Here is a 21307-nt window from a genome sequence, read left to right as displayed (position 1 = left end):
TTTCCACCCGGAGTCAACCATGCGCACACCACCACGCCCCCGCGCCCTCGTCATCGGCGGCTCGCTTGGCGGCCTGTTCAGCGCCGTCTGCCTGCGGGCAGCCGGCTGGGACGTCGTCGTCTTCGAGCGGTCTCCCCAGGAACTGGACAGCCGTGGCGGCGGCCTGGTGCTGCAGCCAGCGGTTATCGACGCGCTCGACTTCGCCGGAATCGATCCGGGCGCCGATTTCGGCGTGCCGTCGCGCGACCGCGTGTTCGTGGACCGGAACGGCGCCGAGCGACGCGCGTACATGCCGCAGACCCAGATCGCCTGGAACGGCCTCTACCTGCGCTTGCGCCGCGCCGTGGACCCCGCCACGCTGCGTGCCGGCGAAACCTTCACGGCGTTCGCGCAGCATGGCAGCCGGGTAACGGCGCGCTTCGCGTCGGGCCACGCCGAAGAAGGCGACCTGCTGATTGGCGCCGACGGCCCACTGTCGGCGGTGCGCGCACAGCTTCTGCCCGGTGCCCGGCCCACCTACGCCGGATATGCGGCGTGGCGCGGCGTTCTGTCCGAAACGGCGCTCCCGAGCGTCAGCGAGCCGTTGCTGCGCAACAGCTTCGTGTTCCAGGACGGCCGGGCGCACCAGTTCCTGTCGTACCGGATTCCGGGCGAAGACGGCAGCGTGCGGCCCGGCGAGCGCCGGCAGAACTGGGTCTGGTATCGCAAGATCGCGCAGGGGCCGGAACTCGATGCGCTGCTGCAGGACCGCGTGGGCCAGCGCCACAACTATTCCCTGCCGCCCGGCGCCATGCGCGACGCCGAGATACGCAACCTCCAGATGGGCGCGCTGGATGTGCTGGCGCCCGCGCTGGCGGGGCTGGTCACCGCCACGCCCGATCCGTTCCTGCAGCTGATTCACGACTACGAGGTCCCGCGCATGGTGTTCGGGCGCGTGGTGCTGCTGGGCGACGCGGCGTTCGTGGCGCGCCCGCACACCGGCGCCGGGGCCGGCAAGGCCGCGGCCAACGCCGTGGCGCTGGCGCGGGCGCTGCAGGGGCGCGCCGTTGACAAGGCGGAGGGTGCGGACGGTATCGACGCGGCGCTGGCTGCATGGGAACAGGACCAGCTGCCGGCCGACCGGCGCCTGGTCAAGTGGGGGATCGCACTGGGTCAGCGGATCATGGGCGCGGCGCAGCCCGCCTGAACGGTGCTGGCCGCCATGACTCGCCCGTCAGTCCGCGTCGGCGTCGGGGCCGCCGTCGCCGCCGGGGCCTGTGCCCGGCGTCACCATGCCCAGTGCCTGGGCCATCAGAATCAGTTCGGCAAAGGTTCGCGCCTGCATCTTGCGCATGGCCTGCCCGCGGTAGATCTTGACGGTGGCCTGGCTGATGCCGAGTTCGTCCGCCACTTCCTTGTTCATCAGGCCGTGGACCAGCAGCTTCATGACTTCGCGCTCGCGGCCGGTCAGGGTATCGAGGCGCTCCCGCAGCAACTGGGTCTGCGAGCTGGCCTGGCGGCGGTCGCGGTCGCGCTGCAATGCCTCGTTGACGGCATCGAGCAGATCCTGTTCGCGGAACGGCTTGGCAATGAAATTGACGGCGCCCGCCTTCATGGCGGCCACGGTCATCGGCACGTCGCCGTAGCCCGAGATGAACACGATCGACGCGCTCTTGCCGGCGCGGTTGAGATGACCCTGCAGGTCCAGCCCGCTGGCGCCGCGCAGGCGCACATCGAGCACGATGCAGGTGGGTTGGTCCGGAAATTCGTGGGCCAGCAGTTCCTCGCCCGAGCTAAAGGACTCGCTGGCGAGCCCGACCGAGCGGAACAGCCCCGAGAGGGCGCGCCGCACGTCGAGGTCGTCATCGACGACCAGTACGACACCGTCGTCGGTCGGTTCCCGCATCAAGGCGGCACTGCTGTTCATCGTGGTTCTCACTATGCATGGACGTTCTGCCCGGGGCTTGCGGGGGCGACCCCAGGCGCTGCGCGTGACGCAGCAGAACGGACCGTGCCCCAGCCGGATGACCGAAGATGCACAAGGATTCGATGAAATTGCCGGGAAACGGCGCGATATCGACGTCGGCCCGCCCAACGCGAAGCGGAATTATCGACGCTTTCGATGAAATTGCAAACGACTGTGTGGTGCTGGCGCCGCAGAGGGGCCCCATGGCGCCCCTGCAACGACGGCTACACGGCTTCCAGCGCGCGGCTCAGCGCGTAGGCCGCGCGCACGGCGACATCGAAGGATCGGTCGCAGGCCAGTTCGCGCCCGGCGACGGTGATATGCCACCAGTCCCGGTTGCGTTCGCAAATGAGCCGGTGCTCTTCCATCTGGTCGGAAAACCAGCGCCACAGCCGTGCGTCCTGGCTCAGCGCGGACGCCGCCGCGCGCAGCCGGACCAGTTCGAGCCCATTGGCTTGATCCATGATGTCTCTCCCCAGGGCCAACACCCGCGTGCCCCGTGCGCACATGGTAGGCATGCCCGGCCCCGGTGTGCATTGCCCGTTGGTCCGACAGCCGTAGCGCATCGGCATGCCGGGGTCATACCAAAGACGTATGGGCGCGGATTTGAGCGGCGGATTTGTATCCGCATATCGAGCGGCCCGGGTCTGCATACACAGCGATACAAAAACGGGGCAGGCCGACACATGCGGCTTGCGGCACCTCCCTAGACTCGTGCCAACCCTCCAGCACGGGACGTCCGTCGAAGGCCCCTACCGAGCCCTTCGGCATCGCGATGTGGGAGGGCGCTTCGGCCCGATAGAAGCGAAATACAAGCCACCCTCGAAGTAGAACGCTAGCGTCAGACGCAAAGGAGAAAACATGAGCAAGACCATCGATTTGCCGCGCCGCAACTTTCTTGGCACCGCCGGCCTGGCGCTGGCTGCCGCCCAGCTTGGCGTGATTGGGTCCGCGCACGCGCAGTCGGGCGTGTCGAAGGCCGCGCCACTGGCGCCGGTCACGCCCGGCACGCATACGTCGTTCGCCACCATCAATCAGGTCAACGCCGGCGTGCTCAACGTCGGCTATGCCGAACTGGGCCCGGCCGACGGCCCGGTGGCCCTGCTCCTGCACGGCTGGCCGTACGACATTCACGCCTTCGTCGATGTCGCGCCCCTGCTGGCACAGCGTGGCTACCGCGTGATCATCCCGCACCTGCGCGGCTACGGCACCACCACGTTCCTGTCGCCGGAGACCAAGCGCAACGGCCAGCCGTCGGCCATCGCGGTCGACATGATTGCGCTGATGGACGCACTCAAGATCCGCACCGCCGTCGTGGCCGGCTTCGACTGGGGCGCCCGCACCGCCGACATCATGGCCGCGCTGTGGCCCGACCGCTGCCGTGGCCTGGTCTCGGTCAGCGGCTACCTGATCGGCAGCCAGGCTGCCGGCAAGCTGCCACTGCCGCCCGAGGCCGAACTGCAATGGTGGTATCAGTTCTACTTCGCCACGGACCGCGGCGCGGCGGGCTACACGAAGTACACGCATGACTTTGCCAAGCTGATCTGGAAGCTCGCGTCGCCGCAGTGGAAGTTCGATGACGCCACGTTCGCGCGCAGCGCCGTGTCGCTGGACAACGCCGACCATGTGGCCATCACGATTCACAACTACCGCTGGCGCATGGGCCTGGTCGAGGGCGAGTCGAAGTTCGACGACATCGAGAAGAAGCTCGCCACGGGGCCCACCATCGGCGTGCCCACCATCACGATGGAAGGCGACGCCAACGGTGCGCCGCACCCGGCGCCCAGCGCCTACAAGAGCAAGTTCACGGGGCGCTACGAGCATCGCGACATCACGGGCGGCATCGGCCACAACCTGCCGCAGGAAGCGCCCACGGCGTTTGCACAGGCCGTGCTCGACATCGACCGCAAGTAACCGGGCCACCATGCTGCATCGACTGCTGATACTGGCCACCATGATGCTGTCGGCGCTGGCGTGCGAACTGGGTGGCGGTGGCGACCGCTGCGCCTGGAAGGGCATGCCCGGCCAGTATCGGGTGGATGCGCCAGGCCGCCGGCGCAAGGGCTAGCGCGGACGGCGCAGCCGCGCCACCAGGCCGGCCACCCTGCGCGCGGCATTGCCGCCCATCGACGGAATGCGCATGGCCTTATGCGCTCCGGTCGCGTTTGGATAGAAAAAACGCGTCGTTCGTGTACCGGACCCGCCGCAGTATGGTGTCGGAACCATGCCGCGCCGGGGCCCTGGCTGATGACACCGCACAGGGCGGGCGGTCCGCCAGCCCGCGCCGCGCATTCCATCGATACGCCATGACCGACCTTTCCGACATTCACGCGGTGGCGCCCGCCACCACAGGCCGGCGCGAGCCGCGCCTGCCCGACCCGTCCCGCGTGCGACGCATCCGCACCGACGCCGAAGCCATCGAAGCCGCGCATACGCTGGCCGGCATCTATCGACAGGGTGCATCGGCCCGCGATCGTGAACGTGTGCTGCCGTGGGACGAGCTGGATCTGTGGTCCGAGAGCGGTCTGGGCGGCATCACGGTGCCCAAGGCCCATGGCGGCGCCGACGTGTCGTTCGCGACGCTGGCCGAGGTCTTCGCAATCCTCAGCGCGGCCGACGCGTCGCTGGGCCAGATCCCGCAAAATCACTTTGGCCTGCTTGGCGTACTGCGTGAAGCCGGGACCGATGCGCAGCAGCGACGCTTTTATGCCGAAGTACTGGCCGGCCAGCGGCTTGGCAATGCCGGCCCCGAGCGGCGTTCGGCGGGCAGCCGCACCATCCTCGACGGCACCACGCGCCTGCAGCGGACAGCCCAGGGGTTGCGGCTCAGCGGCAAGCGTTACTACTCGACGGGGGCGTTGTACGCGCATCGCGTGCCGACGCGCGCGCTGGACGACGATGACCGCCCCGTGCAGGTCTGGGTGCCGCGCGACGCCGCCGGCCTGACCGTGATCGACGACTGGTCGTCCTTCGGCCAGCGCACCACCGCCAGCGGCACCGTGGTATTCGACCAGGTATCCATCGCGCCCGATGACGTGATCCCGCTCTGGCAACTTGCCGGCAAGCCCGGGCTCTATGGCCCCAACTCGCAACTGATCCAGGCCGCCATCGACCTGGGTATCGCCCAGGCGGCCTTTGACGATGCGGTGGCCTTCGTGCGTGAACACGCCCGCCCCTGGGTCGATGCCGGCGTGGCACGCGCCAGCGATGATCCCCACCTGATCGCAGACGTCGGCCGGCTGGCCATCGACATCGAAGGCGCCCGCGCCGTGCTGCGCGAAGCCGGGCTCACGCTGGACGAGATCGCCGCACAGCCGCTCACCGACGCATCGAGCGCCCGCGCGTCGGTTGCCGTGGCCGAAGCCAAGGTTCTGACCACCGAGGCCGCGCTCCATGCGAGCGAGAAGCTGTTCGAGCTGGCCGGTTCGTCGGCCACGCGGGCGAGACACAACCTTGACCGCCACTGGCGCAATGCCCGCACTCACACGCTGCACGACCCGGTGCGCTGGAAGCTGCATCTGATCGGCAACTATCACCTGAACAACGCGCTGCCCAAGCGGCATTCCTGGAACTGACATGTCGTTGCTACTGACCCCGCCCCCCGCAGATGGCCGGGTGGCCCCCGCCGCCGCGCCCACCGCCGCGCCCCATGTCGTTGCGGACGATGCCGAGGCCATTGCGATCGCGCACCGGCTGGCCGCGCAATTCGCGCCCGGCGCCGCCAGACGGGACCGCGAGCGCCTGTTGCCGTGGGACGAACTGGACGCCTTCAGCGCCAGCGGCCTGTGGGGCATCACCGTACCCCGCGCGCACGGCGGTGCGGGGGTTTCCAGTGTGACGCTGGCGGAGGTCATTGCCATCATCGCCGCGGCGGACGGATCGCTCGGGCAGATCCCGCAGAACCATTTCTACGCGCTGGAGGTATTGCGCGTAGGCGGCACGCCTGCCCAGCAGGCCTTCTTTTACCAGCGCGCGCTGGCTGGCGACCGTTTCGGCAATGCGCTGGCCGAAATCGGCCACAAGGATTTCAGGAGACGCACCCGGCTGACGCGCGATGGCGACGGCTTCCGGGTGGACGGCCAGAAGTTCTACTGCACCGGCGCACTGTATGCGCACTGGATTCCCACGCTGGTGGTGACCCAGGAAGACGGCCGCGACGTGACATGGCTGGCCTTTGTCCCCCGCACGGCCGAGGGCGTCAGCATCACCGACGACTGGGACGGCTTCGGCCAGCGCGTGACCGGCAGCGGGTCGGTCACCTTCGACAATGTGCGGATCGACGGCGACTGGGTGGTGCCCTTCCTCGCATCGTTCGAGCGGCCCACGACGATTGGCCCGTTCGCCCAGTTGCTGCACGCGGCCATCGATCTGGGTATCGGACGGGGCGCGTTTGCCGCCACGCTGCCGTATGTGCGCGACCACGCGCGGCCGTGGATCGATGCGGGCGTGGCGAGCGCATCGCAGGACCCGTTGACCATCCATCATGTTGGCGACGTCCAGGTCAGGCTGCGGGCGGCCGAAGCCCTGGTGCGCCGGGCCGGCCGCGCCACCAATGCCGCCCAGGCGGCGCCCGACGAGCAAAGCGTGGCGCAGGCATCGCTGGCAGTGGCTGCCGCCCGCGCATCGACCACCACCGCGTCGCTGCTGGCGGGCACGCGGCTGTTCGAGCTCGGCGGCACATCGGCCACCCTCGACAACCAGGGGCTGGACCGCTTCTGGCGCAACGCCCGCACGCATACGCTGCACGACCCGGTACGCTGGAAATACCACGCCATCGGCAACTTCCACTTGAACGACACGCTGCCGCCCCGGCATGGAGCCATCTGATGGTGATGGACGATGGTTCGCAACGGCGGCACATCCTGCTCAACGCCTTCGACATGAACTGTGTCGGGCATATCAACCATGGCCTGTGGACGCATCCGCGGGACCGGTCTGCCGACTACAACACGCTCGAATACTGGATCGACCAGGCGCGTACGCTGGAGCGTGGCCTGTTCGACGGCCTGTTTATCGCCGATATCGTTGGCGTGTACGACGTATATCGCAACAACGTCGATGTGTCGCTGCAGGAATCGGTGCAGCTTCCCGTGAACGACCCGCTGCTGATCGTGCCGGCCATGGCCGCCGCCACGCGGCATCTTGGCTTTGGGGTCACGGTGAACCTGACGTACGAGCAGCCGTACCTGCTGGCGCGCCGGTTCTCGACGCTGGATCACCTCACGCGCGGCCGCGTGGGCTGGAATATCGTGACGGGCTACCTCGACAGCGCCGCGCGCGCGATGGGACTGGACGCGCAGCTTGCCCATGACGAACGCTACGACCGCGCCGACGAATATCTGGAGGTGCTCTACAAGCTCTGGGAAGGCAGCTGGCAGGACGACGCCGTGCGGCGCGACAAGGCCGCGCGCGTCTTCGCCGATCCGGCCAGGGTGCGCAAGGTGAGCCACCACGGCCGGTACTACAAGGTGGACGGCTACCACCTGTCCGAGCCGTCGCCACAGCGCACGCCGGTACTGTTCCAGGCCGGCAGCTCCGGCCGGGGGCAGCGATTTGCGGCACGCCATGCGGAATGCGTCTTCATCTCGCCGCCCAGCAAGGACACGGCGCGCAAGACGGTGACCGCGTTGCGCGAGCAGCTTGTGGCTGCCGGCCGTCATCCGGACGACGTGAAGGTATTCATGGGCGCGGCGGTGGTCACCGGCCGCACCGAGGCGGAAGCCCGAGAAAAACATGCCGAATACCGCGACTACGCCAGCCGCGAAGCCGGGCTCGCCCACTTTGCCGCCAGCACCGGCGTGGACTTTGGCCGCTATGGCCTCGACGATCCCGTTGACTACGGCGGCGGCAACGCCATCGAATCGGCCACCCGCACCGCCGCGCAGCACGGCTGGACGCGCCGCAAGCTGCTGGACCTGTTCACGCTGGGCGGACGTTATCCGGCCATCGTCGGTGACGCGTCGCAGGTAGCGGACACGCTTGCCGAATGGGTCGACGAGACCGGCATCGACGGCTTCAATCTAAGCCGCACGGTGGCGCCCGAAAGCCACCAGGACTTTGTGGACCTGGTCGTTCCCGCGTTGCAGGATCGGGGCCGCTACAAGACCGCGTATGCCGAGGGTTCGCTACGGCACAAGCTGTTTTCCAGCGGCGACCGGCTGCCCCAACGGCATGCCGCCGCCGCGTTCCGCCAGTTCTGATATCACAAGAGAAAAGGAGCCACATGTTCATCAAGACCGGGGTCAAGCTGGTCGCCGCGTTGCTGGCGTTCGGTATCGTGCAGGGATCGCAGGCCGCAGACGCCGACAGGAAGGAAATCCGCTTCGGCGCCACGGCGGGGCCTTACGCGGACCAGGTGCGCTATGGCATCAAGCCGATTCTGGAAAAGCGCGGCTACAAGGTGACGATTGTCGAGTTCAGCGACTACGTGCAGCCGAATCTCGCGCTGGCCGACGGCGCCATCGATGCCAACGCCTTCCAGAACTCGGTGTATTTGAAGAAGTTCTCGGCGGATCGCAAGCTTCAACTGTCGGCGCTGATCCAGGTGCCCACGGCGCCGATCGGCATTTACAGCCACAAGCACAAGACGCTGGGCGAAGTGAAGCCCGGCGCCACCGTATCGCTGCCCAACGATCCGACCAATCTGGCGCGCGCCGTCGCCATCCTTGCGCAGATCGGCTGGGTCACGCTCAAGCCCGGCACCGATCCCGTGCGGGCAAGCGAGCGCGACATCGACGGCAATCCGCACAGGCTCAAGCTGATCCAGCTGGAGGCCGCCCAGTTGCCCCGCTCGCTTGATGACGTGGACTACGCCTTCGTGAATGGCAATTTCGCGCTCGCGGCCGGGCTCAAGCTGACGTCGTCACTGGCGCTGGAGAAGGTGCCCGACTACTACATGAACCTGGTGGCTGTCAGGACCGATGACCTGAACAAGCCGTTCGTGTCCGACATTCGCGATGCCTACCGGTCCGCCGACTTCAAGGCCGTGACGCAACAGCGTTTTGCGGGATTCGTCGCGCCGCCCTATCAGCAATAGCGCAGCGAGTGTTCGCCGGGACGCTGGCTGCAAGCCGCTGACGCGTTGCGTGTCGCGTTCAGCTCATGCGCGTGCCGGCGGCCGCGCGCAACAGCTCGGCGAGTTTCTCGTTCTCGTCTATGCGTGACTGTTCGATCGCCACGTCGGTGTGGTTGCCCACGCGCCTGGCCCATTGCTGCCGTTCCTGGGCGAATATGATCCGTTCATGGACGGCCCGAAGCGCCCCCCAGATTGCATCGGCAGTCTCCTGGGCGTTCGCGGCGTCGAGCGACAGCGCGGAGAAGGCGTGGCCCGTGTGACAGCGGTATCGCAATGGCCGATCGTCCCGCAACCGCCACAGCACGCCGTGACATGTCGGGCAAGTCAGTGCCGAGCGATCCGCGATAGCGTCCAGTTGCCGGGGTTCCGCAACGCCGCTGTCCCCAATCCGCTCCTCGCGATCCAGGTCTGTCAGGTTGCTCATGATTGACTCCTTTTGCCGTGCCGCCCCGTTGACGGCAGCCCGCAGCGCATCGGCGAGCCCATCCTGCCCGACAATGGCGTCGGCCCCCGCCGCGGCGATTGCGCTGCGAGGCATGGAGGACGCCTCGCAATCGTCCGGATCCTGGACGATCCGATAGCCGCCGCGTGCCTCGATCGCCGCAAGGCCCGCCGCACCGTCGTCGAGTTCGCCGCTCATCACAATGCCGACCACACGCTCCTTGTATTGTGCGCTGGCCGACCGGAACAGCGGATCGGCGGCTGGCCGGCAGAAATTCTCCGGTGCCGTCTCCAGCAGGCACACGGTGTCGCCACGCACGACCATGTGTCGATCCGGCGGCGCCACGTAAATTCTGCCGTGTTGAATTGCTTCGCCGTGCTGGGGGTGGTGCGCCGGGAAGCAGCCCCACTTCGACAGCAGTTCCGGCAGGATGCTGCGGTGCCGTCCAATGTGCAGCACCACAAGCATGACAAGCTCCAGGTCCCTGGTCAGGCCTTCGACGAGCGTCTTGAGGACCGGAAGTGCGCCCCGGGATGCAGCTACAACGACAATATCTCTGCGCATGGCTTTTCCTTTTTACGGGAAAAGCAAGTTCCGCACCCGTGGCACAACAGGCGCGGAAGGCTTGTGCCGGCCGTCTCAGTCGGGCTTGGCGCCGTCCTGCCGGGGCACCAGATCGCTCAGCGCGCCGAGCAATTCCTGGAAGTCGAGCGGCTTGGCAAGATGCTTGTTGTATCCGGCTTCCCGGGCGGCTCTGGCATCCTCCTTGTGATCGCGTCCGGTCAGGGCCACCGACCAGATATTCGCCCATCGGGCGTCCTGGCGGATATTGCGCATGAGCGCGTAGCCGTCCATATCGGCCAGCCCGATATCCGAGACGATGGCGTCGATCGGCACGTCGGCCAGGATCTCCAGCGCCTCGGCACCGGACGTTGCCACGCTCACGGTTGCCCCTTCCACTTCCAGGAGCTCGGCGAGTGCGGCGGACGTGTCCCGGTCGCCTTCCACCAGGAGAATCCGCAGGCCGGCAATGCTCTGCATGCCGTCCGCGGCGTCCGGGTCCGATGCGTTATCGGCGGGCGCGGCGGGCAGCCATACCGTCATGGTCGTACCGTGGCCGGGGCCTTCCGATCTGGCGGTCACCCTGCCACCGTGCATCCGGGCAAGCTGCTTCACCAGCGCCAGACCAATGCCGAGCCCGCCCTTCGCCCTGTCGCGACCGCCTTGCCGGTACATGTCGAACACGTACGGCAGCAGGGCGGCATCGATGCCCTGACCGTTGTCGCTCACCTCGATACGCAGCATCCCGCCTTCCCGAGACAGCCGCAGATCGATCTGCCCATTCGCCTCCGAGAACTTCAAGGCATTGGAGACGAGGTTCCAGATGATCTGCTCGCAGCGCACGCGGTCCACCAGGGCGATGGCCGGACGATCCGGCAGCGCCAGCCGCATGGTGATGCCGCGGTCGCCGACATCCTGCTCGCAGGTCCGCGCAACGTCCACCAGCATCGCCGACAGATCGACGCGCGACACGTCCAGGGCCAGCTTGCCGGTCTGCACGCGCGAAAGATCGAGCAGATCGTCGATAATCTGCGCCTGGCTGCGCACGGCCTGGCGGATGGCGCCGGCCGCTTCGCGGACCGCGGCGACATTGCGCACCTCGGGCAGTCGCGGAAGCATTTCCGCCTTGACGCCAATCAGGTTGAGCGGGTGCTTCAGTTCGTGCGAAAGCACGGCAATGAACTCGTCCTTGAGCTGGCTGGCATTGAGCGCCTGCTCGCGCGCGGCCTGCTCCTTGGCCAGCGCATCGCGGCTCGCATCCTCATGGAGCTTGCGGGCCGTGAGGTCGCGCACAATCTTGGCGAAGCCGCTGAACGATGTGTCCGTGATGGGGGTGACCACGCCGCTGCAGTAAATCCGTCGGCCGTCCTTCGTGCGATACCACCGCTCGTCGTCCGCCCGACCTTCCTTCATGGCCGTGTCCCGCTCATGGGCGGGCACCGATGTCTGCCGATCGTTGACCTCGTAGATTGCCTCCACGCTCTTGCCGATGAGCTCGTCTTCCGTATAGCCGAAGATCCGCTCCGCCCCGGCGTTCCAGCTGACGATCAGCCCTTCGCGGTCCTGGATGATGATGGCGTAGTCCTTGGTGGACTGCGCCACCAGCCGCAGCCGCTGCGCCCCCGCACGGGCGGCTTCCTCGGCCTGATGGCGATCCGTCACATCGATCAGCGTGATCACCGCCCCGTCGATATGGTCGTCCGCCGTGCGATAGGGCAGGAGCCGCATCAGATACCACCGCCCCGCCTCGCTCTGGATCTCCCGCTCGGTCAGCCTCAGCGACTGGAACGACTGCCTCACGTCATCGACCAGGGTCGGATAGCGCAGCGTATGCGTGATGTGGAACAGAGAGCGGCCAAGATCGGAGTCGATCAGGTTGAAAATGGCGGTCGCGTTCGGCGTAAACCGCTTGATCCGGATTTCCTTGTCGACAAAGACCGTGGCGATCTCGCTGGAGGCAATGATGTTATGCAGGTCATCGTTGGCCTTGGCCGTATCCTCGATCCGCGCCTGCATCTCGGCATTCGCCGTGGTCAGCTCTTCATTGACCGACTGCAGTTCTTCCTTGCTGCTTTCAAGCTCTTCGCTGGTCGAACGCAGTTCCTCGTTGATGGCCTGCAACTCCTCGTTGGATGCCTTCAGCTCCTCCACCGACGTCTCGTACTGCTCGATGATCGTCGCCAGCTGCTCCCTGCTGTGCTGCAGTTCCAGTTCGAGCTGCGCCAGGACCGGGTCCTGCCCGGAAGCGGCGGCCAGCTCCTCTTCGGTCATGTGACCGGCCACCTCATCGAAGACGACCAGCAGGAAGTCGGCATTGGCAACCTTGTCGTGAAACGGCCGCACCGTCATGCTGATCCACGACACTTCGGGGTCATGATCCCACTTGACCTTGCGCGCCTCCACGCTGGTGCCGGTCTGCAACGCCCGGAAGATCGCCGTGCGCAAGTCGAGCCGCAGCTCGGGCAGCACCAGCGTCATGATGTTCGTGGTCAGTTCGCCCCCCACATGCCGCAGGAACCTGCCCGCATTGTCGGACAGGTGAACGACGTTCGACTCGCGGTCGATGATGACGCTTGGCGGGGAATACGTCTCCAGCGCGCGCTGGTGCAGCTCCGTCAGCGAAAAACTGCGCTGGGGCGAACTGGTCGTGGTACGCAGCGGCATGGTAACGGCCGGCCGGTCGTCGGCCATGCTGGTGTCGGCCGGCGTCAGGACCGGGAAGCCAATCGGCGGCTTGGCGCGCTGCGACACCGCGCGTGCGCGATAGACCCGCCACTTCTTGTCCACCACCGCAAACAGGTCATCCGCGGCGTCGGCCGATTCCGCCGTCCCAAGGAACAGCAGCCCGTTGGGCCGAAGGGCGAAGTGGAACAGCTCCAGGATCTGCCGCTGGACCGCACGTTCCAGATAGATGAGCACGTTTCGGCAAGAGATCAGATCCAGGTGCGAGAAAGGTGGATCGCGCAGCAGACTGTGCGGCGCGAACAGGATGCGCTCGCGCACCGCCTTGCTGATGGCGTAGTGCGCGCCCTCGCGGGTGAAGTAACGCTGCAGGAGAGCCGGCGGGACATCGTTGGCGATGGACAGCGGATACGACCCCGTGCGCGCCCGGCCGATGGCCGCCACGTCGATATCGGTCGCAAACACCTGGATGGGTCGGGCCGAGGCCGCCGTCTCGCGGGCCTGGGCCAGCAGGATCGAAATGGAATACGCTTCCTCGCCAGTGGCGCAGCCGGCCACCCACACCCGCACCTGATCGTCGTCGCTGAGCTTGCCGTCGAACAGCGTCGGAATCATTTCCTGTTCGAGAAACTCGAAGGCCTCGCCATCCCGGAAGAACTGCGTCACGCCGATCAGCATGTCGCCCAGCAGCGCGCTGGCCTCGTCCGGGGTTGCCCGGAGGAAATCGCGATAGGCCGCCAGGTCGCTCTGGCCATTGAACTGCATGCGCCGCTCGATGCGACGGAGCACCGTGGCGCGCTTGTAGAAGCGGAAGTCATGCCCCGTGCGCACACGCAGATGCATCAGGATTTCGGACAGCGCCCGTTCCCCGCTCGTCTTGGGCGACTGGCCGGGTTCCTGCAAGTCGTCGTCTTCAAGCACTGCATCCTGCGGCTCGATGCGCTGGATGTTCTCCCACAGTTCCATGAGCCGCTGCGGCATCTCGGCCGCAGGCAATACGATATCGACCCAGCCCGCGTGGATGGCGGCGCGCGGCATCTCCGGATGTTCGGCGTCGTCCGGCGACTGCGCCAGGGTCAGGCCGCCGACCTCGCGGATCCGGCCCATTCCGATCGTGCCATCGGACCCGGAGCCGGACAGCACGATACCAATGGCCCGCCGCTCGTGAGCATCGGCGAGGGTACGGAAGAAATGATCGATCGCAAAGGGCCGCCCAAAGGTATTCGGCTGTTCCACGACCCGGAGACAGCCATCGGACATCTCGAGATGGGTGCCCGGCGCCACCACATAGATGTGATTCTCCTGGATCGGCGTCGTGGTACGGACTTCGCTGACGGGCATGTTCGTGACACGCTGAATCAGGGCCGCGACCTGGCTTTCGAGGTCCGGCGCCAGGTGCAGCACCACGACGAAGGCCATGTCCATCTGTTCCGGCGCATGCTGGAACAGCGTCTGCAGGGCCCTCAGGCCGCCTGCGGAAGCGCCGATGCCAACGACAGGGAAACGCAACGTACTCTTTACCGCGCCCGCCGGATTTCCCACCTTCTTCTCCTTGAGTTTCTTCCGCGCCATGATTCCTCCCATCCCACACTCGTCGCAGCGGCTGGACGAGGCATCCGAAGGCACAATCGGGGCTCATTGTAGCGTCCCGGGCGCAGGAAATACGCCGCCGGGCCAGGCGATCGGCGGGTTGGCGCATGCCAGGCGCCCACGTCCCGGCCGCCAGGGGCGGAAGCGCCGGTATCTGGCGATCATCAGCACTTGCCGATGCAGCGCAGCAGGCCTACCTTTAGGAGTACAGAGGCCATCATGCAGCATCCCTCATCCATCCTCAAAGAGCTTGCTACCGCTCGTCAACACGTCACCCGCTGCCGGCAACTGGTGCGGCGGCAGATCGAGATTGTCCGGCTCTGCCAGTACCGCCACCGGGACGAACTGAATTCCGTGAATCTGCTTTGGGAATTGCGCGAAGCACTCGCCATCGGACGCCACCACATGCATGTGGTGGAACAGGAACTGGGGCGTAACAACTGGTTCCACAGGCGAAGGCGATAGCCGCCGCCTGCCCAACCGGGGCGCCCGCGGCTACCGGCGTGTGCCGCCAGTGGGCTTTTGCGCGGGGGCATCGATCTGCTCGGGGACGATGTGCCGGTCCACGATCAGCCGCTTCCACCGCGCCAGCTCCTGTTCGATAAACGTCTGGAAGTCCGCCGGGCCGGCATGCAGCACCTTGAAGCCGTAGCCGGCCAGCATCTCGTTGAGCGTCAGTTCCGCAAGCGCCTGGCGGATGGCGAGGTCGAGGGTCTCGATCCTGTCCCCGGGGGTGCCTTTCGGCGCCAGAACGCCATACCAGCCGGTGACGAACATATTGCGCACGCCGGCCTCGACAAAGGTGGGCGTGTCGGGAGCAATGGGCAGCCGGACATCGGCGGCCACGGCCAGCGCGCGCAATTTGCCCGAACTGACGTATCTCAGGCTATCCGCACCGGCGAACACGGCATCCACATCGCCACTCATGGCGGCCGCCACGGACTGGACGCCGCCGTGATACGGGACATGCATCACCCGGATTCCGGCCGCCTGCGAAAGCAGCTCGATGGCCAGGTGGCTGGTATTGCCATACCCCGACGACGCCACGGTCACCCTCTCGGGATTCGACTTTGCACGCTGGATCAGGTCGGCGACCGAATGAAACCGGGAATTCGGCCCGACATAGAGCACCAGCGGCTGCTTTGCCACGAGCGAGACCGGCTGGAAATCCTTGATGGGATCGTAGCCGGCCGACTGGCTGACGAGCGGACCGATGGCGTAGGCGGCAAGGGCAAGCACGAGGGTATAGCCGTCGTTCCTGGCCCGCTGCACATATCGCAGCGCAATCTGTCCGCCTGCCCCCGGCTTGTATTCCAGCAGTACTGGCGTCCCAAGCCGCTTCTGCAATGCGGCGCCCAGCGGACGCGCGACCAGGTCCGCCGGGCCGCCCGGCGGATACGGCACGATGATCGTGACCGGCTGTTCGGGGTAGGCGGCCCACGCCGGATGAACCGTGACGAATGCCGCAGCCAGCAGCACCCCGGCTTGCCGGGCAATCGTGCGACGCAATATCCGCAGCCCGGCCGGCGCTGCCTGCCTGATCCGGGTGAAGATGCGTCCGGTGGCCGCGGGAGGTTCAAATCGCATGCTTTTCTGGGAAGGGCTGGAACGCGCGATGCGCCGAGGTCCAGGTCAGGTCACCGGGTGGTTTTCCGGACGAGATCATACCCCTGGCCGCCCACGGCTATTTGATAATATCTGGCCTGCCTGCAGCGCCCCCCTCTTGAATCCTCGGGTGTTACCTCCGCCCCTTCGTCAGCATAGCGATGTCTTCCATGTACTTCCCCCGGGCCGGTGTCGGCCTCGGTTTCGATTCCACGTGGGATGCAGGCGACCGCCGGTTCGGACGCGGCTGGCTCTTGCGGGAGGACGGCGGCAAGACACCCGCGCTCGGCGTCTGGGCCGCCGACGGGCATCGCACACCGGCCACCCTCGACCGCCTTGTTCACGAATACGCGCTGCGCGACGACATCGACGCGGACTGGGCCGCCCGCCCGCTGACCTTGCTGCGCGAGCGCGATACCGCCGTGCTGCTGCTTGACGACCCGGGCGGCGAGCCCCTCGCCCCGATGCTGGGCTCGCCGATGGCCGCAGCGGCGTTCCTTGATATCGCCATCGCCATGGCCAGCGCCGTTGGCAAGCTTCATCAGCGCGGCCTGATTCACAAGGATCTGAAGCCGGCCCACTTCCTGGTGGCGGCGGACCGCACCCGCGCCTGGCTGATCGGCTTCGGCATCGCGTCGCGGGCGTCGCGCAGCGCCGAGCCGCTGCCTGAGGCCAGCGAAATCGCCGGCACGCTTGCCTATATGGCGCCCGAGCAAACCGGCCGGATGAACCGGGCCATCGACGCGCGCAGCGACCTGTATTCGCTCGGCATCACTTTCTACCAGATGCTGACCGGGGCGCTTCCCTTCGCCGGCGTGGACCCCCTTGACTGGGTCCACGCCCACCTGGCGCGCTTGCCGGCGCCACCGACCAGCCGCGTGGCCACGGTGCCCGCGATCCTGTCGGATCTGGTCATGAAGCTTCTGGCAAAGGCGCCCGGGGAACGCTACCAGACAGCGGCCGGCCTGCTGCGCGACCTGCGGCACTGTCGCCAGACGCTGCAGGCGCACGGCGACATCGCGCCGTTCGGGCTTGGCCAGGGCGACCATTCGGACGTCTTCGCACTGCGCGAACACCTCTATGGCCGCGAGCAGACCGTGGCAACGCTGGTGGATACCTTCGACCGCGTTGCCGCCACGGGCTGCAGCGAGATCGTGATGGTGTCCGGGCATTCGGGCGTCGGCAAGACGTCGGTCATGCAGTCGTTCGCGCGAACCGTCGCCGGGCGTGGCGGCCTTTGCGCCACCGGCAAGTCGGATGCCCCGGCCGATGCCTCGACCGAGGGCCCGGCCGATGCCGGCGCGCGGCTGCCCTATGCCACGCTGGCGCAGGCGCTGCGGGGCCTGCTCCAGGAACGGCTGGCCCGCGATCCGGCCGACGTGGCGTCATGGCGCACCGTCATTACCGAAGCCCTCGGACCGAACGCCGGGCTGCTGGTATCGCTGCTGCCCGAACTCGAAACCATGCTGGGTCCGGTGCCTTGGGTGCCCGACACGCAGTCGCGCGAGGCCGGGCCACGGCTGCAGCTCGCCTTGCACTGCCTCACGGCGGCCCTGGCACGTGCCGCCGGGCCGCTGACGCTGTGCTTCGACGACATCCAGTGGCTCGACAATGAAACCACGGCGCTGCTGCACCAGTTGTTGACCGATCCGGCCACGACGCACCTGCTCGTGGTCTGCGCCTATCGCAGCCAGGAAGTGGACGATGGCCACACGGTCACGCACTGCGTCGGGGCGTTGCGCGCCGATGGTGCCAGCGTGGCCCATATCGAACTGGGCTGTCTCGATGCATCGGACCTGCATCGGCTCGTTGCCAAAACACTCCATTGCGACGCCACGGCCAGTGCGCCGCTGGCACGCCTGGTGATGGAGAAGACGGCTGGCAACCCGTTCTTCGCCACGCAGTTCCTGAGCGAACTGGCGACCGAAGGCCTGCTGCGCTTCGACCACAACGCAGCGTGCTGGACCTGGGACCTTGACCAGATTGCGGCAAAGGGTTTCACCGACAATGTCGTGGCATTGATGGTCGGGCGGATTGGCCGGCTATCCGCCCGGACCCGTGCGGCGCTGAAGCTTCTGGCCTGCCTGGGCAACGACACCCCAGTCGAAACACTGGCGCGCGCCTGGACGCGCGAGCCCGGCGAACTGGACCCGGCGATCCGCGAAGCCGTGCATGCGGGCCTGGTCTCGCGCAAGGATCACGTGCTGCGCTTCCGGCACGACCGCATCCTCGAAGCCGCCTATGCGGGCATTCCCGAGCCGGAGCGGCAGGCGTTCCATCTGCACCTCGGCCGCCTGCTGCTGGACCGCACGCCAACGGAAGAGATCGATGCCAACGTCTTTACGATCGTCGGCCAGTGGAACCGGGCGGCCAGCCAGATCGACACGCAGGACGAACGCGACAGGCTCGCGGAACTGAACCTGGCCGCTGGGCTGCGCGCCAAGTCCACCTGTGCCAACACCGCCGCGCTTCACTATCTTTCAACCGGTCTCGCGTTGCTTGGCGACGACGCCTTTGCGCGATGCGAAGCGCTCGCGTTCTCGCTGACGCGGCATATGGCCGAATGCGAATTCCTGACCGGGGATTCCGCGCGTGCCGAACCGCGGCTGGCGGCGCTGGCTGCACGCACGTCGTCACTGACAGCGCTGGGGGTTGTCACGCAACTCCAGCTTGGCTTGCTGCTGACGGGCGGGCGGGCGGCGCGTGGAAGCCGTGACGATTGGCCTGGCCTACCTGCGCCGCGCCGGTATCGACTGGACCGCCCAGCCTGCTGCGTCGGTCGTGGCGCAGGAAGAGGCGTTGCTCACAGGCCTGCTCGATGGCCGGGACATCGCCAGCCTCAGCACATTGCCGCCCATGACGGACACCGGCGGGCTTGCCACGATGCGCGTGCTGACAGCGCTGCTGCAGCCGGCCTGGTACACCGACGATCACCTGCGCACGCTGGTCATCCTGCGCATGGTCAACCTGAGCATCTCGCTGGGGAACAGCGAGGAATCGTGTCTGGCCTATGCATGGCTGGCGATGCTGCGCACTGCGGCGGCGCCGGACGGGACGGCCGGCATCGCGTTCCAGCGCCTGGCACTGACCGTGGCCGAGCAGCAAGGCGTCGAGCGGGTGCGCGCCCGCGTGTACCAGGTGGCGGGCGGCAACCTGCTGCACTGGACGCAACCCCTGCGCGTGGCACGCGCCCTGTTGCGCCAGGCGCTGGCGCTGACGGCACAGATCGGCGACCTCACCTACGCCGCCTACATCCACAGCAACCTGATGACCCACGCGCTGGCGGTTGGCGACCCGCTGGGGCGCGTGCAGCACGATGCGGATACGGGCAGCGTGTTCGCGTGGGGACCGCGCTTCGCGCTGGTGGCGGACCGCCTTGCCGCGCAGCGCCAGCTGGTGCGGACCTTGCGCGGACTAACCCCCGTGTTCGGACGCTTCGACACGAGGGATTTCAGCGAGGCAGCGTTCGAGGCGCGGCTGGACAGCGACGTGGGGCTGCGCCTTGCGTCGTGCTGGTACTGGATCCGCAAGCTGCAGGCGCGCTATCTGGCCGGCGAAGCGGCGCAGGCGCTGGATGCGGCCGAACGGGCCCGCGCGCTGCTGTGGACGTCTCCCGCCTATTTCGAACAGGCCGAGTATCACTTCTACGCGGCGCTGGCGCGCGCGACATGCTGCAATCCCGCCGTCGCGGACGACCTGGCCATCCACCTTCCCGTGTTGGCCAGCCACCATCGGCAGCTGGCCCAGTGGGCCCGGCGCTGTCCGGCCACGTTCGCGCACCGGGCCCTGATGGTCGAGGCGGAAATCGCCAGGCTGGAGGGGCGCGACATCGACGCGATGCGTGGCTTCGAAGCCGCCATCGGATCGGCACGTGACAGCGACCTCATCCACATGCAGGCGCTGGCCAACGAGCTTGCGGCACGTTTCTACCTGAGCCGGCGGCTCGACAACGTGGCGCTGGTCTATCTGCGACAGGCGCGCCATGGCTACCTGCACTGGGGCGCCGACGCCAAGGTCTGGCAGCTCGACCGGCAGCATCCCGCCCTGGCTGCCGATGCCAATGCCGTTCCCGCTTCGACGCCGTTGATGGGCACCATCGGCGCACCGCTTCAACACCTGGACCTGGCTACGGTCATGGCGATCTCCGAGGCGGTATCCGGCGAAACCCGCCTCGATCGGTTGCTGGCCACCCTGATGCGCACGGCCATCGCGCACGCGGGGGCATCACGCGGGCTGTTGATCCTGCCGCACGGCACGGGGCATCGCGTGGCAGCCGAAGCTGCCGTTCGCGACGACACCACCGCCGTGGCGCTGACGGACTTGCCGCTCGACGCCGCTGAGCTACCGCTGTCCATCGTCCGGCACGTGCTGGAGTGCCACGAGCATGTGGTGATCGACGATGCCGCGGCCCAGCCATCCTTTTCGGCCGACCCTTACATACGTCAGCGCCGGACGCGCTCGATGCTGTGCCTGCCGCTGCTGAACCAGGGCAAGCTGACGGGCGTGCTGTATCTGGAAAACGGGCTGGCGCCGGGCGCGTTCGTGCCGGCACGGATCGAGGTGATCAAGCTGCTGGCGTTCCAGGCGGCCAGCGCCATCGAGAACAGCCGGCTTGGCGAGCAGCGCCGGGAAGCCGACGAAGCGTTGCACCGGGCCCAGGCCGAACTGGCGCACGTCAGCCGCGTCATGACGCTCAGCGCGTTGACGGCGTCCATCGCACACGAGGTGAGCCAACCTGTGGCCGCGCTGACCATCGAAGCCAATGTCGCCCTGCGCTGGCTCAAACGCGAGACACCCAACGTCGCCGAGGCCGTGGAATCGCTCCACAGCATCGTCCAGCAGGGTCAGCGCGCGCGCGATGTGATCGTCGGCATGCGGGCCATGTTGCGCAAGGCCGGACCACAGGCGCAACGGATCGACCTCAATGCGATGACCGCCGAGACTCTGCCGCTTCTGGCCGGCGAGCTGACGCGCCACCGGGTCATGCTCAGGACCGAACTGCTGCCGGCGCTGCCCATGGTGTCCGCCGACAAGGTTCAGCTTCAGCAGGTGTTCCTGAACCTGGCCGTCAATGCCATCGAGGCCATGCGCGGCATCGATGCGCATGTGCGCGAGCTGACGGTCCGTTCGGCGGTCAACCCGGCGGGTGAGGTGCTGGTGACCGTGCATGACGTCGGCGTTGGCCTGCCGCCCGATCCCGACGAACTGTTCGAGGCGTTCTACACGACCAAGCCCGAAGGCATGGGCATGGGCCTGTCGATCTGCCGCACGATCCTGGAGGCCCACGGCGGCAAATTGCAGGCGTGGCCGAACCGTCCGAAGGGAGCGGTATTCGGATTCAGTCTGCCGGCCGACGGCACGGCGGGGACAGGCGCGGCACCACGCCGATGACCATTTTTTGATGCTG

Annotated in this window: 15 protein-coding genes and 1 pseudogene; 10 read left to right on the top strand and 6 right to left on the bottom strand. The window is 67.2% G+C overall.

Annotated elements, in window-relative coordinates:
- The first annotated feature begins 19 nt into the window (after positions 1-19).
- The gene (locus AC3G88_RS20535; RefSeq protein WP_488773829.1) at positions 20-1186 is read left to right on the top strand and encodes an FAD binding domain-containing protein; all 1167 of its coding nucleotides are present in this window, start codon (positions 20-22) and stop codon (positions 1184-1186) included.
- A 27-nt stretch (positions 1187-1213) separates the two neighbouring features.
- On the opposite strand, the gene AC3G88_RS20530 is transcribed toward AC3G88_RS20535, so the two are convergent.
- Positions 1214-1906, bottom strand: coding sequence for a response regulator transcription factor (locus AC3G88_RS20530; RefSeq protein ID WP_488773830.1), 693 nt, complete (start codon positions 1904-1906; stop codon positions 1214-1216).
- Positions 1907-2169: 263 nt separating this feature from the next.
- Positions 2170-2409 (bottom strand): hypothetical protein, encoded by a 240-nt coding sequence (locus tag AC3G88_RS20525; protein WP_153947029.1) that lies wholly within the window; start codon positions 2407-2409, stop codon positions 2170-2172.
- Positions 2410-2806: 397 nt separating this feature from the next.
- On the opposite strand from AC3G88_RS20525, the gene AC3G88_RS20520 reads away from it, so the two are divergent.
- The 6 genes from AC3G88_RS20520 (at position 2807) to AC3G88_RS20495 (ending at position 8981) form a co-directional block, all read left to right on the top strand.
- A complete protein-coding gene (locus tag AC3G88_RS20520) occupies positions 2807-3859 on the top strand; it encodes an alpha/beta fold hydrolase (protein ID WP_488773831.1) in 1053 nt (350 codons plus the stop codon).
- Between the two features lie 10 nt (positions 3860-3869).
- A complete protein-coding gene (locus AC3G88_RS20515; RefSeq protein ID WP_228770844.1) occupies positions 3870-4013 on the top strand; it encodes a MarR family transcriptional regulator in 144 nt (47 codons plus the stop codon).
- A 238-nt stretch (positions 4014-4251) separates the two neighbouring features.
- Entirely contained in the window at positions 4252-5520 is a 1269-nt protein-coding gene (locus AC3G88_RS20510) for an SfnB family sulfur acquisition oxidoreductase (RefSeq protein ID WP_488773832.1), read from the top strand.
- Between the two features lies 1 nt (position 5521).
- A complete protein-coding gene (locus tag AC3G88_RS20505; protein WP_488773833.1) occupies positions 5522-6772 on the top strand; it encodes an SfnB family sulfur acquisition oxidoreductase in 1251 nt (416 codons plus the stop codon).
- Positions 6773-6777: 5 nt separating this feature from the next.
- Positions 6778-8145 (top strand): LLM class flavin-dependent oxidoreductase, encoded by a 1368-nt coding sequence (locus tag AC3G88_RS20500; protein WP_488773870.1) that lies wholly within the window; start codon positions 6778-6780, stop codon positions 8143-8145.
- A gap of 23 nt (positions 8146-8168) precedes the next feature.
- Positions 8169-8981, top strand: a complete 813-nt coding sequence (locus AC3G88_RS20495; protein WP_488773834.1) for a MetQ/NlpA family ABC transporter substrate-binding protein — start codon at positions 8169-8171, stop codon at positions 8979-8981.
- Between the two features lie 58 nt (positions 8982-9039).
- On the opposite strand, the gene AC3G88_RS20490 is transcribed toward AC3G88_RS20495, so the two are convergent.
- Both AC3G88_RS20490 and AC3G88_RS20485 read right to left on the bottom strand, forming a co-directional pair.
- Positions 9040-10026 carry a chemotaxis protein CheB gene (locus AC3G88_RS20490; protein ID WP_488773835.1) on the bottom strand — a complete coding sequence of 329 codons (987 nt, stop codon included), beginning with the start codon at positions 10024-10026 and terminating at the stop codon, positions 9040-9042.
- Positions 10027-10101: 75 nt separating this feature from the next.
- Positions 10102-14277: a chemotaxis protein CheB gene (locus tag AC3G88_RS20485; RefSeq protein ID WP_488773836.1), complete on the bottom strand. Its 4176-nt coding sequence runs from the start codon at positions 14275-14277 to the stop codon at positions 10102-10104.
- Between the two features lie 237 nt (positions 14278-14514).
- Here AC3G88_RS20485 and AC3G88_RS20480 point away from each other — a divergent pair, with 237 nt between their 5' ends.
- Positions 14515-14760, top strand: a complete 246-nt coding sequence (locus AC3G88_RS20480; RefSeq protein WP_488773837.1) for a hypothetical protein — start codon at positions 14515-14517, stop codon at positions 14758-14760.
- A gap of 30 nt (positions 14761-14790) precedes the next feature.
- Here the strand turns inward: AC3G88_RS20480 and AC3G88_RS20475 are convergent, their stop codons facing one another.
- The gene (locus AC3G88_RS20475; RefSeq protein ID WP_488893813.1) at positions 14791-15882 is read right to left on the bottom strand and encodes a Bug family tripartite tricarboxylate transporter substrate binding protein; all 1092 of its coding nucleotides are present in this window, start codon (positions 15880-15882) and stop codon (positions 14791-14793) included.
- A 179-nt stretch (positions 15883-16061) separates the two neighbouring features.
- Between AC3G88_RS20475 and AC3G88_RS20470 the strand changes: the two are divergent.
- Positions 16062-17516 (top strand): annotated as a pseudogene (locus AC3G88_RS20470) (serine/threonine protein kinase); the annotation flags it as partial.
- Between the two features lie 426 nt (positions 17517-17942).
- On the opposite strand, the gene AC3G88_RS20465 reads toward AC3G88_RS20470, so the two are convergent.
- Positions 17943-18374, bottom strand: a complete 432-nt coding sequence (locus tag AC3G88_RS20465; protein ID WP_488893812.1) for a hypothetical protein — start codon at positions 18372-18374, stop codon at positions 17943-17945.
- 229 nt (positions 18375-18603) lie between these two features.
- Here AC3G88_RS20465 and AC3G88_RS20460 point away from each other — a divergent pair, with 229 nt between their 5' ends.
- A complete protein-coding gene (locus tag AC3G88_RS20460; RefSeq protein ID WP_488893811.1) occupies positions 18604-21291 on the top strand; it encodes an ATP-binding protein in 2688 nt (895 codons plus the stop codon).
- The last annotated feature ends 16 nt before the right edge of the window (positions 21292-21307 follow it).

Source organism: Cupriavidus sp. 86D6 (assembly GCF_057815095.1).
The sequence above is the reverse complement of the archived record's forward strand: the minus strand, read 5'-3'. Positions and strand labels throughout refer to the sequence as shown.

Bases quoted from the DNA above. Each gene is read 5' to 3' on its own strand.
- AC3G88_RS20535 (WP_488773829.1), top strand. From the start codon at position 20: ATGCGCACACCACCACGCCCCCGCGCCCTCGTCATCGGCGGCTCGCTT.
- AC3G88_RS20530 (WP_488773830.1), bottom strand. From the start codon at position 1,906: ATGAACAGCAGTGCCGCCTTGATGCGGGAACCGACCGACGACGGTGTC.
- AC3G88_RS20525 (WP_153947029.1), bottom strand. From the start codon at position 2,409: ATGGATCAAGCCAATGGGCTCGAACTGGTCCGGCTGCGCGCGGCGGCG.
- AC3G88_RS20520 (WP_488773831.1), top strand. From the start codon at position 2,807: ATGAGCAAGACCATCGATTTGCCGCGCCGCAACTTTCTTGGCACCGCC.
- AC3G88_RS20515 (WP_228770844.1), top strand. From the start codon at position 3,870: ATGCTGCATCGACTGCTGATACTGGCCACCATGATGCTGTCGGCGCTG.
- AC3G88_RS20510 (WP_488773832.1), top strand. From the start codon at position 4,252: ATGACCGACCTTTCCGACATTCACGCGGTGGCGCCCGCCACCACAGGC.
- AC3G88_RS20505 (WP_488773833.1), top strand. From the start codon at position 5,522: ATGTCGTTGCTACTGACCCCGCCCCCCGCAGATGGCCGGGTGGCCCCC.
- AC3G88_RS20500 (WP_488773870.1), top strand. From the start codon at position 6,778: ATGGACGATGGTTCGCAACGGCGGCACATCCTGCTCAACGCCTTCGAC.
- AC3G88_RS20495 (WP_488773834.1), top strand. From the start codon at position 8,169: ATGTTCATCAAGACCGGGGTCAAGCTGGTCGCCGCGTTGCTGGCGTTC.
- AC3G88_RS20490 (WP_488773835.1), bottom strand. From the start codon at position 10,026: ATGCGCAGAGATATTGTCGTTGTAGCTGCATCCCGGGGCGCACTTCCG.
- AC3G88_RS20485 (WP_488773836.1), bottom strand. From the start codon at position 14,277: ATGGCGCGGAAGAAACTCAAGGAGAAGAAGGTGGGAAATCCGGCGGGC.
- AC3G88_RS20480 (WP_488773837.1), top strand. From the start codon at position 14,515: ATGCAGCATCCCTCATCCATCCTCAAAGAGCTTGCTACCGCTCGTCAA.
- AC3G88_RS20475 (WP_488893813.1), bottom strand. From the start codon at position 15,882: ATGCGATTTGAACCTCCCGCGGCCACCGGACGCATCTTCACCCGGATC.